The sequence below is a fragment of the Streptomyces sp. NPDC052773 genome, from assembly GCF_044547145.1.
GTDB lineage: Bacteria > Actinomycetota > Actinomycetes > Streptomycetales > Streptomycetaceae > Streptomyces.
The window spans coordinates 12,390-25,532 of record NZ_JBITZX010000026.1; the positions used below are offsets into that span (position 1 = coordinate 12,390).

The 13,143-nt window shown below is 72.5% G+C and carries 16 protein-coding genes; 10 read left to right on the forward strand and 6 right to left on the reverse strand.

All coding sequences use genetic code 11. The features are described from left to right. Nucleotides 1–52 precede the first annotated feature (52 nt). The 4 genes from ACIG0D_RS34585 (at nt 53) to ACIG0D_RS34600 (ending at nt 3,258) form a co-directional block, all read left to right on the forward strand. Nucleotides 53–1,516 (forward strand): aminotransferase class I/II-fold pyridoxal phosphate-dependent enzyme, encoded by a 1,464-nt coding sequence (locus ACIG0D_RS34585; protein ID WP_399809208.1) that lies wholly within the window; start codon nt 53–55, stop codon nt 1,514–1,516. Between the two features lie 61 nt (nt 1,517–1,577). After that, a complete protein-coding gene (locus ACIG0D_RS34590; protein WP_399809211.1) occupies nt 1,578–2,255 on the forward strand; it encodes a nucleotidyltransferase family protein in 678 nt (225 codons plus the stop codon). After that, on the forward strand, nt 2,252–2,497 hold the full coding sequence (locus tag ACIG0D_RS34595; RefSeq protein ID WP_399809214.1) for a hypothetical protein: 246 nt from the start codon (nt 2,252–2,254) through the stop codon (nt 2,495–2,497). Before ACIG0D_RS34590 ends, ACIG0D_RS34595 begins: the two co-directional genes overlap by 4 nt. Then, nucleotides 2,494–3,258 (forward strand): metallophosphoesterase, encoded by a 765-nt coding sequence (locus tag ACIG0D_RS34600; protein WP_399809217.1) that lies wholly within the window; start codon nt 2,494–2,496, stop codon nt 3,256–3,258. The genes ACIG0D_RS34595 and ACIG0D_RS34600 overlap by 4 nt, the downstream gene beginning before the upstream one ends. An 87-nt stretch (nt 3,259–3,345) precedes the next feature. Here ACIG0D_RS34600 and ACIG0D_RS34605 read toward each other — a convergent pair whose 3' ends face one another. The 3 genes from ACIG0D_RS34605 to ACIG0D_RS34615 all read right to left on the reverse strand — a co-directional run bounded on the left by ACIG0D_RS34605 (nt 3,346) and on the right by ACIG0D_RS34615 (nt 6,598). Then, nucleotides 3,346–5,259 carry a rhamnogalacturonan lyase gene (locus tag ACIG0D_RS34605; protein ID WP_399809220.1) on the reverse strand — a complete coding sequence of 638 codons (1,914 nt, stop codon included), beginning with the start codon at nt 5,257–5,259 and terminating at the stop codon, nt 3,346–3,348. A gap of 81 nt (nt 5,260–5,340) precedes the next feature. Next, nucleotides 5,341–6,045: a Fic family protein gene (locus ACIG0D_RS34610; RefSeq protein ID WP_399809223.1), complete on the reverse strand. Its 705-nt coding sequence runs from the start codon at nt 6,043–6,045 to the stop codon at nt 5,341–5,343. Beyond that, on the reverse strand, nt 6,032–6,598 hold the full coding sequence (locus tag ACIG0D_RS34615) for a hypothetical protein (protein WP_399809226.1): 567 nt from the start codon (nt 6,596–6,598) through the stop codon (nt 6,032–6,034). Before ACIG0D_RS34615 ends, ACIG0D_RS34610 begins: the two co-directional genes overlap by 14 nt. Nucleotides 6,599–6,949: 351 nt before the next feature. On the opposite strand from ACIG0D_RS34615, the gene ACIG0D_RS34620 reads away from it, so the two are divergent. The 3 genes from ACIG0D_RS34620 to ACIG0D_RS34630 all read left to right on the forward strand — a co-directional run bounded on the left by ACIG0D_RS34620 (nt 6,950) and on the right by ACIG0D_RS34630 (nt 8,437). Next, on the forward strand, nt 6,950–7,252 hold the full coding sequence (locus tag ACIG0D_RS34620; RefSeq protein ID WP_399809229.1) for an ArsR/SmtB family transcription factor: 303 nt from the start codon (nt 6,950–6,952) through the stop codon (nt 7,250–7,252). Continuing rightward, the gene (locus ACIG0D_RS34625; protein WP_399809232.1) at nt 7,249–7,641 is read left to right on the forward strand and encodes a VOC family protein; all 393 of its coding nucleotides are present in this window, start codon (nt 7,249–7,251) and stop codon (nt 7,639–7,641) included. Before ACIG0D_RS34620 ends, ACIG0D_RS34625 begins: the two co-directional genes overlap by 4 nt. Before the next feature lie 88 nt (nt 7,642–7,729). After that, entirely contained in the window at nt 7,730–8,437 is a 708-nt protein-coding gene (locus ACIG0D_RS34630; RefSeq protein WP_365764402.1) for an AAA family ATPase, read from the forward strand. Here the strand turns inward: ACIG0D_RS34630 and ACIG0D_RS34635 are convergent. The 3 genes from ACIG0D_RS34635 to ACIG0D_RS34645 all read right to left on the reverse strand — a co-directional run bounded on the left by ACIG0D_RS34635 (nt 8,434) and on the right by ACIG0D_RS34645 (nt 10,080). Next, nucleotides 8,434–9,210 (reverse strand): alpha/beta fold hydrolase, encoded by a 777-nt coding sequence (locus ACIG0D_RS34635; RefSeq protein ID WP_399809236.1) that lies wholly within the window; start codon nt 9,208–9,210, stop codon nt 8,434–8,436. The two genes, ACIG0D_RS34630 and ACIG0D_RS34635, sit on opposite strands and share 4 nt — an antisense overlap. A 3-nt stretch (nt 9,211–9,213) precedes the next feature. After that, complete coding sequence (locus ACIG0D_RS34640) at nt 9,214–9,639, reverse strand: hypothetical protein (RefSeq protein WP_399809239.1); 426 nt, start codon at nt 9,637–9,639, stop codon at nt 9,214–9,216. 216 nt (nt 9,640–9,855) lie between these two features. Then, complete coding sequence (locus tag ACIG0D_RS34645) at nt 9,856–10,080, reverse strand: hypothetical protein (RefSeq protein ID WP_399809241.1); 225 nt, start codon at nt 10,078–10,080, stop codon at nt 9,856–9,858. 347 nt (nt 10,081–10,427) lie between these two features. Here ACIG0D_RS34645 and ACIG0D_RS34650 point away from each other — a divergent pair, with 347 nt between their 5' ends. From ACIG0D_RS34650 to ACIG0D_RS34660, 3 genes are all read left to right on the forward strand, one after another. Next, entirely contained in the window at nt 10,428–10,883 is a 456-nt protein-coding gene (locus tag ACIG0D_RS34650; protein WP_399809243.1) for a hypothetical protein, read from the forward strand. 76 nt (nt 10,884–10,959) lie between these two features. Further along, complete coding sequence (locus ACIG0D_RS34655; protein WP_399809246.1) at nt 10,960–11,469, forward strand: SRPBCC family protein; 510 nt, start codon at nt 10,960–10,962, stop codon at nt 11,467–11,469. Next, nucleotides 11,462–13,081, forward strand: a complete 1,620-nt coding sequence (locus ACIG0D_RS34660; RefSeq protein ID WP_399809248.1) for a phytoene desaturase family protein — start codon at nt 11,462–11,464, stop codon at nt 13,079–13,081. The genes ACIG0D_RS34655 and ACIG0D_RS34660 overlap by 8 nt, the downstream gene beginning before the upstream one ends. Nucleotides 13,082–13,143 lie beyond the last annotated feature (62 nt).

A 13,143-nucleotide genomic window follows, 5' to 3' on the forward strand; every position in this document is an offset into this window, starting at 1 on the left:
TGACCGGTGTCCGTACGGGGCCGTGTTCCGCGATACGGATCCGGGAGGAACGATGGATCACTCGCGCGCCCCTGTACTGGAGGCCCTTCAGGATTTCCGGCGCCGGGGGGATGTGGCGTACGGGCCGCCTGGGCACAAGCAGGGCCGGGGCGCGGACCCGCGGGTGGTGGACGTCGTCGGGATGGACGTGTTCCGCTCCGACGTGCTCACCCTGAACGGGCTGGACGACCGCCGTGAGTCCCAGGGGGTGATCAGCCGGGCGCAGGAGCTGATGGCCGACGCCGTCGGCGCCACGGAGGCGTTCTTCTCCACGTGCGGCAGCTCCCTGTCGGTGAAGACGGCGATGCTGTCGGTGGCCGGGCCCGGCGAGAAGATGCTGCTGTCGCGCAACGCCCACAAGTCCGTCGTGGCGGCCGTCGTCGTCAACGGGGTGGAGCCGATCTGGGTGCATCCGAAGTTCGACGCCGAGCGGCATCTGGCGCACCCGCCGGAGCCCGACGACGTACGGAACCGGCTGCGGGAGCATCCGGATGCCAAGGGCATGCTGCTGATCACCCCGACCGACTGGGGCACCTGCGCCGACATCGGCGGGGTGGCCCGGGTCTGCCACGAGTTCGACGTACCGCTGATCGTGGACGAGGCATGGGGCGCGCATCTGCCGTTCCACCCCGATCTGCCGGCGTGGGGCATGGACGCCGAGGCGGATCTGGTGGTGACCAGCGTGCACAAGATGGGCGGGGCGATCGAGCAGAGCTCGGTGTTCCACCTGCAGTACGACCGGGTCGCCTCCGAGGTGCTCAAGCAGCGCGAGGACCTGCTCGGCACCACCAGTGCCTCGCCCCTGGTGTACGCCACCCTGGACGGCTGGCGGCAGCAGATGGTGGAGCAGGGGCACGCGCTGCTGGACACCGCGCTCGCCCGCGCGCGGCGGATCCGGGCGGCGGCCGACGAGCTGCCGGGCCTGCGGGTGATGGGCCGGGAGGTGGTCGAGGAGGGGCTTGCCGCCGACCTCGATCCGCTGAAGATCGTGATCGACGTGCGGGAGCTGGGGATCAGCGGGATGCAGGCGGCCGAGTGGCTGCGGGCGCACCGCCATGTCGACGTCGGCGGTTCCGACAGCTGCCGGATCAGCGCCTCGATCACACACGCCGACGACGACGCGACGGAGCACATGCTGGTGGAGGCGTTGCGGGCGCTGGTGGAGAAGGCCGACTCGATCGAGCGGCAGCCGCCGGTGCGGCTGCCGGAGCCGTCGGCGCTGGAGCTGGAGCAGGCGGTGCTGCCGCGGGAGGCGTTCTTCGCGCCGGTCGAGCATGTGCCCGCGGAGCGGGCGGCGGGCCGGATCAGCGCGGAGACGATCACGCCGTATCCGCCGGGGGTTCCGGTGGTCTGTCCGGGTGAGGTGATCACGGCGGAGGTCCTGGACTATCTGCGCAGCGGTGTCGAGCACGGAATGCTCATCCCGGACGCGGCCGATTCGTCCGTGCGGACGCTGCGGGTGGTGGCGCGTCCTTGAACCGTGTCATCACAGGCAGCGTTTCGGGTACCTGGTCCGCGTCCGGCGAAAGGGAAGGGTCATGACGCAGCACACTGACGAACCGGCGTCCGCGCGGCGAGCGGGGACCGGCGAACTGCGGCTGACCACGGAGGTGAGCGATCCCCCACCGCCCGGGGCGCACGATCTGCCGCGGGACCGCACGCAGGCGATCCTGGAGGCGACCAAGCAGGTGGGGACGCTGCTGAAGGGGAAGGGGCACCGGTTCGCGCTGGCCGGCAGCGTCGCCGCGTACGCGCACGGCGCGGGCACGAACCTGCAGCACGACGCCGACTTCTGCATCCGGGCCGAGGACGCGGAGAGCGTCGCGGCCACGCTGCGCGAGGGCGGTCTGGAGGTGCGGACGCCGCCGGAGGACTGGCTGCTGAAGACCGAGTGCTTCGGGCAGTCCGTCGACATCATCTTCCGGCTGGCGCACCGGCCCGTCACCACGGAGATGCTGGACCGGGCCGAGGAGATGTCGGTGGAGTCGGTCCGGATGCCGGTGCTCTCCACCACGGATCTGCTGGCGAGCCTCGTCTCCGCCTTCACGGAGCACTACTGCGACTTCGGTGCGGTGCTGCCCATCGCGCGGGCACTGCGGGAGAAGGTCGACTGGGACCATGTGCGGCGCGAGTGCGGCGACGAGCCGATGGCCGACGCGTTCCTCTTCCTCCTCGAACGTCTGAACGTGATCGCGCCCCGGAAGGAGCAGCCATGAGCAACCTGGACTACCGCGTCGCCCATCTGCGGGAGCACCTCGCGGGCGGGCCGCTGGCCGAACTCGGGGTGCAGGTCGCGGTCCACGGCGACTCGGTCCTGGTGACCGGAACCGTGCCGTCCGCGCATTGCCGTGACGAGGTCCACCGGATCGTGGACGAGACGCTGACCGGGCTCACCGTGCGCTGCGACCTGGTGGTCGCGGAAGCCTCGTCCCCCGACCACGCGGAGGAGCTGGCATGATCCGCATCGCAGCCGTCGGAGACATCCACATGGGGCCCGACAGCCAGGGTGTGCTGCGGCCCGCGTTCGAGACCCTGCCCGACTGCGCCGACCTGTTGCTGCTCGCGGGCGACCTGACGCGGCACGGCACGCCCGAGGAGGCCCGGGTCGTGGCGCGGGAGGTGAAGGACCTGGGGGTGCCGGTGGTGGCGGTGCTGGGCAACCACGACCACCACGACGAACAGCCCGACGAGGTCACCGCGATCCTCCGGGACGGCGGCGTCCAGGTGCTGGAGGGGCAGGAGACGGTGCTGGAGTGCGCGAACGGTCGCGTCGGCGTGGCCGGCACCAAGGGGTTCTGCGGCGGATTCGCGGGCCGCAACGCCGGGGAGTTCGGCGAGCCGCTGATGAAGGAGTTCGTCCGCTACACCCGCCGCTGCGCCGACGGACTGCGTACGGCGCTGGAACGGCTCGGCGAGCGGGACTGCGACGTACGGATCGCGCTGACCCACTTCTCCCCCGTCCCGGACACGCTGGCCGGGGAGCCGCCCGAGATCTACCCCTTCCTCGGCAGCTACCTCCTGGCCGAGGCGATCGACACCGCCGGCGCCGATCTCGCGGTGCACGGCCACGCCCACGCGGGCACGGAGCACGGCATGACCAGCGGCGGCGTCCGCGTCCGCAACGTCGCCCAGCCCGTGATCGGGCGGGCGTTCCACGTGTACCACCTCCAGACGCCCGAGCGGGTGCCGGCGGCGTCGTCGGTGCGGACGGCGCGCTGACCCCCGCGGACTGGGGCGGACGCCCGCACCGACGGGTCCGGTGAAGCCCGGCCCGGCTTGACCGCCGGGCCGGGCTCGCGTCGTCGGTCACGGGGTGTAGACGGTGGGGCGCGGTGCCGTGGGCATGTTGTTGCCGATGAAGGAGCCGGGGTGCGGGGGCTGGTTATACGCCGTATTTTGCCAGGCCAGGGCGGTGCGGTACTGGGTGTCGTGCAGCAGGGTGGTGATCTTGGTGTTGGTCTGGTGGGGGGTCGCGTAGATCCGCAGGGCGCGGTTGTCGCTCGTCCGCCAGATCACCTCCTCGCGCCAGTCGCCGAGGATGTCCCCGGACAGCGCCGGAGTGGACTTGGTGCCGTTGTTGGAGGAGACTCCGGAGCCGGTCAAGAGGCGGGTGTCGCCCGAGGTGCCGTACTTGTCGATGCGGGTGCCGTCGAGGAGTTCGCGTACGGGGTCGCCGTCCCACCAGGACAGGAAGTTGACGCTGGAGGGTTCGCGGCCGAGGGCGGCGCCGGTCGCCGAGCGCAAGGTGGTGTCGGCGGCCGACCACGCCTCGGCGCCCGGGCTGCCGGCGTAGACGTCGGCGGCGACGCCGCGGCCGTTGTCGCTGCCGGAGGCTGTCTGCCACAGGATCTGGCCGGTGCGCGCGTCGGCCATCCAGGAGCCGGGCTTGGAGGAGTCCTCGGAGACCTTGAAGTACTCAAGGCCCGCCCGGGACGGGTTCAGGTCGCCCACGTGGCCGGCGTCGCCGTGGCCCAGCCTGGTGGTCCACAGGCCCGCGCCGTTGTCGTCCACGGTCATCGCCCCGTAGACGATCTCGTCCCTGCCGTCGGCGTCCACGTCGGCGATCGACAGGCTGTGGTTGCCCTGGCCGTCGTAGCCCTTGCCGGCGTTGGTGGAGGAGTTGGTGTCGAAGGTCCAGCGGCGGGTGAAGGAGCCGTTCCGCCAGTCCCAGGCGGCGATGACGGTGCGGGTGTAGTAGCCGCGGGCCATGATCAGTGAGGGGCGGGCGCCGTCGAGGTAGGCGGTGCCGGCGAGGAAGCGGTCGACGCGGTTGCCGTAGGAGTCGCCCCAGGAGGAGACGGTGCCGCGGGCCGGGACGTAGTCCACCGACTGCATCGCCTTGCCCGTCTGCCCGTTGAACATGGTCAGGTACTCGGGGCCGGACAGGATGTAGCCGCCGGAGTTGCGGTGGTCGGCGGAGGCGTCGCCGATGACGGCGCCGGTGCCGTCCCGGGTGCCGTCGGCGGTCTTCATGGCGACCTCGGCCCTGCCGTCGCCGTCGTAGTCGTAGACCTGGAACTGGGTGTAGTGGGCGCCGGAGCGGATGTTGCGGCCGAGGTCGATGCGCCACAGCCGGGTGCCGTCCAGCCGTATGCCGTCGACGATCGTGTTGCCGGTGTAGCCCGACTGCGAGTTGTCCTTGGCGTTGGTCGGCTGCCATTTGAGGACCAGGTCGAGTCTGCCGTCGCCGTCGAGGTCGCCTACGGAGGCGTCGTTGGCCTCGTAGGTGTAGGCCACCCCGTCGGGGGTGGTGCCGCCGGCCGGCGGCGAGAGCGGCACGTCCAGGTATCCGGACCGGAACTGGAGCGCCCGCTCGGAGGAGGGCTGCTCGGTGCCGTTCACCACGGCCCGCACGGTGTAGTCGGCGGAGTCGGGGGCGCCGGCGTCGAAGTAGGTGGTCGAGGCGGTCAGGGGTGTGGAGTTGACCTTGGTGCCGCCTCGGTAGACGTTGAACGCCACGTCGTTCGGGTCGGTGGCCAGCCACCGCCACGACACCAGGTTTCCGCTGCTGGTGTGGACGCTGGTCAGTCCCCGGTCGAGGCGTTCCACCTGCCGCGCGGTGGCCGCGTGCGCGGTCTGCGGCAGTACGGCGAGTGCGGAGGCGGCCAGTGCGGAGGCGGCCAGTGCGGTGGCGGTGAGGGCGCCGAGCAGCCGGCCGCGCGGGCGGCCGGTCCTGCGAGGCGGGGTTGTCGGGTGGGGGTGCCGGTGTGCGTCGGTCACGATGACCTCCGAGGTAGTCGTGGGACCGCTCCCACGCGGTGTGGAGAGTAGGGAGCCACTGATGCCTCGTCAAGGATTCTGTCAGGCTGTGGTGTTCGGACCTGTTGGTATTCGTGACTTTCTCCGGTCGGCCGACGCGAGGACCGCGACCAGGGTCGCGAGGTCCGCGGCGCCTTCCGGGTCGTCCGCGTAGCGGGTGATCGTGATGGGGCCCACCTGCCTCAGGACGACGCCCTCCCGGGCGAGGACGAAGGTGAGGGCGAGGAGAGCGGCGCGGGCGTTGCCGTCGTCGAAGGGGTGGAAGAAGGCGACGTCCAGGTAGACGCGGGCCGCCCGCGCGGCGAGCGGGACCGTGGTGTCGGCGCTGTCGCGCAGACAGCGGGCGAAGTCGGACTCGGTGTGGGGGGTCAGGCCGTACCGCTCGCGCCCGCCCTTCGCGTAGGCGACGCCCGTCCGGAACGGTGCCTCGGCGACGCCGAGCACCGCCCGCTGCCACCGGGCGAGCACCGCGAAGGTCAGCGAGGCCCCCTGGGCGGCGTCCGCGCGGGCCAGCGCGTACGCGGACCGCAGTCGCGCCGCGCGCTCGGGGTCGCGCCGCCGGACCGGGCCCTCGCACCAGGCGAGGAAGCCGTCGACGCGCGATGCGACCGGGCTCATGATGCCCTCGGCGCCGGTGCGCGGTGCGACCGGGCTCGTGACGCCCTCGGCGCCGGTCGCCTCGGCCCAGCGGACCCGTTGCCTCACCCGGCACCACACCGCCAGGGAGTCGGCCTCACCGGCGGTCATGCCGCTCCTCCAGGTCGCTGTGCTCCCGGTGGTCCCGGTACGGCGGGTGGCCCGTCAGCCCGACGGCCAGGTCCTCGCCGACCGCGTCGATCAGAGTCGTCCCGGGACGGACCCAGCTCTCGAACCGCCCGTCGATGGCCTCGGCCACCGCGGCCCGCGCCGTGCGCAGTTCCATGCCGGTCGAGGTGAGGAACCACTCCAGCGTCAGGTTGCAGGTCCCGTACCAGCCGCTCTCCCCGCCGGTGAGGTCCACGATCCGGGTCACGAGCCGTACCGCGGCGCGCTCCAGGTGCCAGCTGCGCTCCTCGGGTCCGGCCTGGGGCGGTGGCGCCAACCGCGCGAAGCGGTCGGCGAGTTCCTCCAGCCGGCCCCGCCACTCCAGCAGGGCGGCGACGGCACGGGCGGCGGTCTCGTCCGGCGTGGTCACGGAGTGCGCGCCACAGCACCAGCTGCCGACGACACCTCCGTCGGCGTCGCCCTCTCCGACGCTCCAGTTCCAGTCCTGCGCCCAGGGGCCGTACCGCTCGACGTAGAACGCGGTCAGATGGTCCACGAACCGGCGCTCGGCGCGCCAGGAGCCCTCGTAGCCGTCCAGGACGGGCGGTACCAGTTCCTTGACGGCGGTGGTGACCAGGGTTTCCTCGTCCTCGTCCCAGACGAACGGATGGCGCAGCGGGTCGACCTCGGGCCAGGTCAGCCGGCGGCGCCACGGGGGTCGAGCGGGTGGCTGCGTGGGGGTGGGGTCGGTCGACGTGGCCTGCTCCGTGCTCTCGTGGGATCCGACAGGGCGGGGCCGGTCATTCTTCCAACGATCTTCCGCACACGCTTCCGAATTTCTGGCGGCCCCGCGCCCCGGCCGGCTCTCCGCTTGATAGGCAAGTGAACAGTTGCCTATGCTGCGGTGGTGGCCGACGACCTTTTCAAAGCCCTGGCCGACCCCACCCGCCGCACGATCCTCGACGAGCTCACGGAGAGGTCCGGACAGACACTGTTCGAGATCTGCTCGCGGCTGAGCATGAAGCACGGGCTCGGCATCTCGCGCCAGGGGGTCTCCCAGCACCTCGCGGTGCTGGAGGCCGCCGGACTCGTGGAGACCAGGCGGGAGGGCCGCTACAAGTTCCACGATCTGAACACGGCGCCGCTGCGTCAGATCACCGAGCGATGGCTCACCCCCGAGAAGCCCGGACCGGAGGAGAAGACCCCATGAGAATCCGTCTGACCAGCGTTTTCGTCGACAACCAGGCCAAGGCCCTGCACTTCTACACCGACATCCTCGGCTTCGTGAAGAAGCACGACGTCCCGGTGGGCGAGAAGGACCGGTGGCTGACCGTCGTCTCACCCGACGAGCCCGAGGGCACCGAACTCCTTCTGGAGCCCATCGGTCACCCGATCGCCCGCACCTACCGCGACACGCTCGTCGCGGAGGGCATCCCGCTCGCCCAGTTCGCCGTCGACGACGTGAAGGCGGAGTACGAGCGGCTGCGCGGCCTCGGCGTCCGCTTCACCCAGGAGCCGCTGGAGATGGGTCCGGTCACCACCGCCGTGTTCGACGACACCTGCGGCAACCTGATCCAGATCGCGACCCAGCCGCGGTAGCTCCCCACCCCGCGCCCTCCGGAGGTCCCGCCCCGTGCCCTCCGGCGCCGGCTCTCCGACCGCTCGGGATCTGTGCGAGACTCGGCAGGTGATCATCGAACGCGCGTACGCACATGTGGCCGCGTGGGAGGACGGGGAGTGGCCCTGGTCGGTGCCCTGTGTGCGGGAGCTGCTCACGGAGGGACTGCGGTTCACCGCGCCGGTGACGTTCGTCGTCGGTGAGAACGGCTCCGGCAAGTCGACCCTCGTGGAAGCACTCGCCGAAGGGTTCGGCCTGGACTCCTGGGGCGGCTCGCACGACTGGCGCTATGCCAGTCACCGCCCCAGATCGGTACTGGGTGAGCGGCTGCGTTTCGACGCCGCGCCACGGGGCCGGTCCATGCTGGGCAGCTGGTCCGCGCGCAAGGGCTTCTTCCTGCGCGCCGAGACGGCGCTGGACGCGCTCGACCGAGAGGGGTTCGCACCCGACTCGGTCAGCCACGGAGAAGGATTCCTCGCCGCGTTCCGGGGCAAGTTCCACCAGCCGGGGCTGTATGTGATGGACGAGCCGGAGGCGGCGCTCTCCTTCACCTCCTGCCTGGAACTCCTCGGTCACATCGATCAGCTGGTCAAGGCCGGGGGCCAGGTCGTCTGCGCCACCCACTCCCCGTTGCTGACCGCGCTGCCGGGGGCGGACATCATCGAGGTCGGCGAGCACGGCATGCGCCGGGTCGCGTGGGACGAACTGGCCCTCGTCGACCACTGGCGCCGGTATCTCGCCGACCCACGGGCCTATCTGCGGCACATCCTCGACTAGCGCGGGCCCGCAGACGCGCTGCGGACCGGCCCGGAAGCCGACCAGAAGTCGCTCAGCACCCGGGCGGCGCCCGCCGGATCCTCCAGCATCCAGAAGTGCCCGGCGTCCGGCAGGGTCGCGACGCGGGCACCCAGCCGGGCCGCGACGGCGCGGGCCGCCGCGGCGTCGTCGAAGGGGTCGCCCGCCGGGGACAGCACCAGCCCCGGAGCGGCGGTCGGCCGCTCGAACTCCTTCCCCCAGTGCGCGTACGGGTTGGGGACCGCGGAGCGGTACAGCCGCAGGATCGCCTCCCCCATCGGAGCGTCGAACGCCTTCTGCATCGCCAGGGCCTGCCGCGCCGGCACCCCGAGGCCGCGGAGCCGGCCCGCCACGCTCGTCGGGTCGTCGGCGACGGCGGCGCGCAGCCGCTCGTTGAGCGCTTCGCCCTCGCCCGGCGTCTGCCAGATCCGGGCCACGTCGTGCCAGACGTAGTCGGGGCGCAGGAGACCGGCGCAGTCCGCGGCCCAGCTGCGCAGCGGCACGTCATGAGCCGTCGCGACGCGGTAGGTCAGCAGTGCGCCCCAGTCGTGGCCCACCAGATCGACCGGCCCGGGCATCCGGGCCAGCTCCGCGGCGAGCCAGTCGGCGTACGCCTCCTTGTCCGTGTGCTCCGGCGCGGGCGAGCCGCCGAAGCCCGGCAGCGTCAGGGCGACGCTGTCGACGTCGAGGTGGTCGCGCAACTCCCGCCAGATCTCCTCGGTCTCGGGAACCCCGTGGACGAACACAGCAGTCATGGATCAGTGCCCCTTGTCGTGATTGATCTTGTTCTGTCTTGTTCTGCGGTACTCTGCGGCGCTCCCACTCGCTCTGTCTCGTTTCATGTCGGCCGGTTCTCGGGCAGCGGTCGCGAGGCCCCGGGCCACACGCTGGGCGCCGGAGGTGACCGGTGCACTGCTCTGTGGATCCGGATCGTGGCTGGGAGCTGGTCTGGCAACGCCCTGACGAGCGTCCGCGGACCGTCCGTGGAGCACCACACTCGTCTGCTCTGCCCACTGCGCGGCGAGGCGACGCTCGGCGAGCACAGCGGTCATCTGTCCGGAATGGAGGTGACTGTCGCTCCCTGGGCGGCGTACACCCTCCTCGGGGTCGCCATGCACGAGTGGGCGGAGCGCATCGTCGCCCCGGCCGATCTCGTCGGCCGGCGGGTCGACGATCTCGGTCAAGACGTCCTCCTACCGGACCGGCGCCCGCACCGCGCACCTGGCCGAGCACGACGACGGCCGCGGCTACTGGTATCCGGGCAACACCGGGCCGGCCGAACCACTACGAGCCCTCGATGCGCAGCGGCTGGAACGATCGCGTCGGCTCCAACAAGATCGACTGATCCGGCAGCCGCACGCGAGAGCGGCCCGGGCCGCCCACCATGGCCCGGGCTGCTCTCAGGCCGCGCTGAACTCGTGGGCGTGGCCGCCGCGCCACTCCACCCATCGCGGGTCGTCCAGGATGGCCTCGGGGTCGGGGATGCCCGCGCCCTCGAGGAACACGACCAGGTCGTGGTCGCTGTAGGCGGTGCCGAGGATCTCGTCGTTTCCGTGGCTGTGCACGGTCACCCTCCGGCCGCCCGTACGGGAGGGCCGGTGCACGACGATCGGCGCGCTGCTCACGCCTCCCAGCGTGCCCCCGGGCGGGGCAGGGGGCGAGTCGGGGGTTGCGGTCCGAGTCGGGGGTTGCGGTCACGGAGGGCCGCCGGGTACCGGCCGCCTCGCCGGGATCCCCCCGTTGCCGTCGGGCCACGCGGGCGCCACTCCCCCAACCGTTGAAGGCAGTCGAAGGCACAGGGGGCGGCGCGGTCACCGCCGGCGCGAGGGCCGGTCCGCCACCCGTTCGGCCGAGCGTCTGTGGCCGTCTCCCCCGTCCGGCGGCAGGGTCGTAGACCAGGCGGACATTCGAATACTTCGTCCCCTTACGTCCTGCCCTGGTCCCGACCCGTCCGTACGAAGCGGAGGCCCCCATGACCGCTCAGCAGCCCCCGACGCCGCCCCCGGCCACGCCCCGGTCCGACTCCGCAGCGGCGCCGGACCGCGCCGACGCCTGGGCGTACGGCGGTGCCACCTTCGCCGGTGTGCTGATGCTCATCCACGGCGTGCTCGCCATCTTCCAGGGCATCGCCGCGATCGCCGAGGACGACGTGTACGCCCGGCTCGGCGACTACGTCTACGAGATCAACCTCACCGGCTGGGGCTGGATCCTGCTGATCCTCGGCGTGATCGCCGCCGTCACCGGGTGGGGCATCCTCTCCGGCGCCGAGTGGGCCCGCGCGGTGGGCATCGCGCTGGCCGCGCTGAGCCTGGTCGCCCAGTTCCTGTTCCTGCCGTACGCGCCCCTGTGGTCGCTGATCATGATGCTGCTCGCCGTGTTCGTGATCTGGGCGCTCGCCACGTACCGGCCTCGACAGGGCGCCCGGTGACCTCCGCCGTTTCGTCTCGGTGGAAGGGGGCACTCCGCGGTGACGGACGTACGGAAACCGAGCGCGGGAGATCTCCATGGCGGTGCGGCACTGTCTGATCAAGGCCGACCCGCAGACGGTGTGGTCCGTCCTGGCCGACGGCACCCGTTACGCGGACTGGGTGGTGGGCACGGCGAGCTCGCGCCCCGTGCGGGGCACATGGCCCCAGGAGGGCGCGGCGATCGGCTACGAGGTGCGGCTGGGGCCGGTGTCGCTGACCAACGAGACCGTCGTACGGCGCTGCGAGGAGGGCTCGGTGCTGGAGCTGGAGGCGAAGGCCGGCTGGCTGGGCACCGCGCGGATCGCCCTCGAACTGCGGCCCTGGGGCGAGCACTGTCTCGTCCTCGTCGACGAGCATCCGCTGCGCGGTGCCGGCGGGCGGCTGCACAACGCGGGCACGGAGGCGTTGATACAGCTGCGTCATCGCGCCATGCTGGCCCGCCTGGCGCGGCTCTGCGAGGCCGAGGAGCGGGCGGCGCACGGCGGCGACGCGGCCGGGCGGGGCGTGCGGGCCGGGGTGGGCTCGCCGGGGGACGCGCATGCCTGACGCGGTGGTGATCGGGGCGGGACCCAACGGCCTGGTGGCGGCCAATCTCCTCGCCGACGCGGGCTGGAGCGTGACGGTGCTGGAGGAGCAGGGCGAGGCGGGCGGCGCGGTCCGCCACGACCGGGGCGTCGATCCGCACTTCGTCAGCGATCTGTTCAGTTCCTTCTATCCGCTGGCCGCGGCCTCCCCGGTGCTGGCCGGGATGCGGCTCGAGGAGCACGGCCTGCGCTGGAGTCACGCGCCGCATGTGCTGGCCCATCCGCTGAGCGACGGCGGCTGCGCCGTCCTCGACCGCGACCTCGCCGTCACGGCGGCCTCCCTGGACGCCTTCGCGCCGGGCGACGGCGACGCCTGGCGGCGGCTGCACGACGTGTGGCAGCGCATCCGCGGCGACCTGCTGGGCGCCCTCTTCACCCCCTTTCCCCCGGTGCGGGCCGGTGCCCGCCTCGCCGTGCGGCTGCGCGGCGCGGGCGGGCTGCGGCTCGCCCGCAGTCTGCTGCTGCCGGTGCGGCGCCTGGGCGAGGAGGAGTTCCGAGGGGCGGGCGGCCGGCTGCTGCTCGCGGGGAACGCGCTGCACGCCGACCTCGCGCCGGAGGCGGCGGGCAGCGGCGGCTTCGGATGGCTGATGTCGATGCTGGGGCAGACGTACGGCTTTCCCGTGCCGGTGGGCGGCGCCGGCGCCCTGACCGAGGCCCTGACACGCCGGCTGCTGGCCCGGGGCGGCGTCCTGCACTGCGGGCGCAGGGTCGACGAGATCGTCGTACGCCACGGTCGCGCGGTCGGCGTGCGCACGGCGGACGGTGAGCCGGTCGGCGCGCGGCGGGCGGTCCTCGCGGACGTGTCCGTGCCCGCCCTGTACGGCGGGCTCGTCCGGCCGGAGCACCTGCCCGGTCGGCTGCTGGAGGACCTGCGGCGGTTCCAGTGGGACTTCGCCACCTTCAAGGTGGACTGGGCGCTCGACGGGCCGGTGCCCTGGCGGGCCGAAGAGGCCGCGCGGGCCGGCACCGTGCATCTCGCCGACGGGGTGGACGAGCTGACCCGGTTCGCCGCGCAGATCGCCATGCGGCAGGTCCCGGACCGCCCCTTCGCCCTGTTCGGCCAGATGACGACCTCCGATCCGTCGCGGTCCCCGAAGGGCACCGAGTCGGCCTGGGCGTACACCCATGTGCCGCTCGACGTGGGCTCCGACGCGGGCGAGGAAGGTCTGACAGGGACCTGGGACGCCAAGGAGCAGCAGATCATGGCCGATCGCGTCGAACGCCAGGTCGAGCGGTTCGCTCCGGGCTTCCGCGCGCTGATCCGCGCGCGCCGCGTGCTGGCCCCGCCGACGCTCCAGTCGATGGACGCCAATCTGCACCACGGCGCCATCAACGGCGGCACCACGTCCATGCATCAGCAGTTCGTCTTCCGCCCGCTCCCCGGCACCGGGCGCCCGGAGACGCCCGTCACCGGGCTGTACCTGGCGTCCGCGGGTGCCCACCCGGGCGGCGGCGTCCACGGCGCCTGCGGCGCCAACGCCGCCCGCGCGGCACTGCGCCGCCGGCTGCCGCCCGGCCGGGCGGCGGCGCAGCGCGTACTGGCCCGCCGGGACCGTACCGGACGCAGACGATGACCGGTCCGGGCGCGGTGTGCGGGGCGTGCCGAACGACGTGTGGGGTGTGCGGAACGGAAGCA

What these genes read in the sequence shown, in the direction of transcription:
- ACIG0D_RS34585 (WP_399809208.1), top strand. Translation starts at nt 53, where the DNA reads ATGGATCACTCGCGCGCCCCTGTACTGGAGGCCCTTCAGGATTTCCGG.
- ACIG0D_RS34590 (WP_399809211.1), top strand. Translation starts at nt 1,578, where the DNA reads ATGACGCAGCACACTGACGAACCGGCGTCCGCGCGGCGAGCGGGGACC.
- ACIG0D_RS34595 (WP_399809214.1), top strand. Translation starts at nt 2,252, where the DNA reads ATGAGCAACCTGGACTACCGCGTCGCCCATCTGCGGGAGCACCTCGCG.
- ACIG0D_RS34600 (WP_399809217.1), top strand. Translation starts at nt 2,494, where the DNA reads ATGATCCGCATCGCAGCCGTCGGAGACATCCACATGGGGCCCGACAGC.
- ACIG0D_RS34610 (WP_399809223.1), bottom strand. Translation starts at nt 6,045, where the DNA reads ATGACCGCCGGTGAGGCCGACTCCCTGGCGGTGTGGTGCCGGGTGAGG.
- ACIG0D_RS34625 (WP_399809232.1), top strand. Translation starts at nt 7,249, where the DNA reads ATGAGAATCCGTCTGACCAGCGTTTTCGTCGACAACCAGGCCAAGGCC.
- ACIG0D_RS34635 (WP_399809236.1), bottom strand. Translation starts at nt 9,210, where the DNA reads ATGACTGCTGTGTTCGTCCACGGGGTTCCCGAGACCGAGGAGATCTGG.
- ACIG0D_RS34650 (WP_399809243.1), top strand. Translation starts at nt 10,428, where the DNA reads ATGACCGCTCAGCAGCCCCCGACGCCGCCCCCGGCCACGCCCCGGTCC.
- ACIG0D_RS34655 (WP_399809246.1), top strand. Translation starts at nt 10,960, where the DNA reads ATGGCGGTGCGGCACTGTCTGATCAAGGCCGACCCGCAGACGGTGTGG.
- ACIG0D_RS34660 (WP_399809248.1), top strand. Translation starts at nt 11,462, where the DNA reads ATGCCTGACGCGGTGGTGATCGGGGCGGGACCCAACGGCCTGGTGGCG.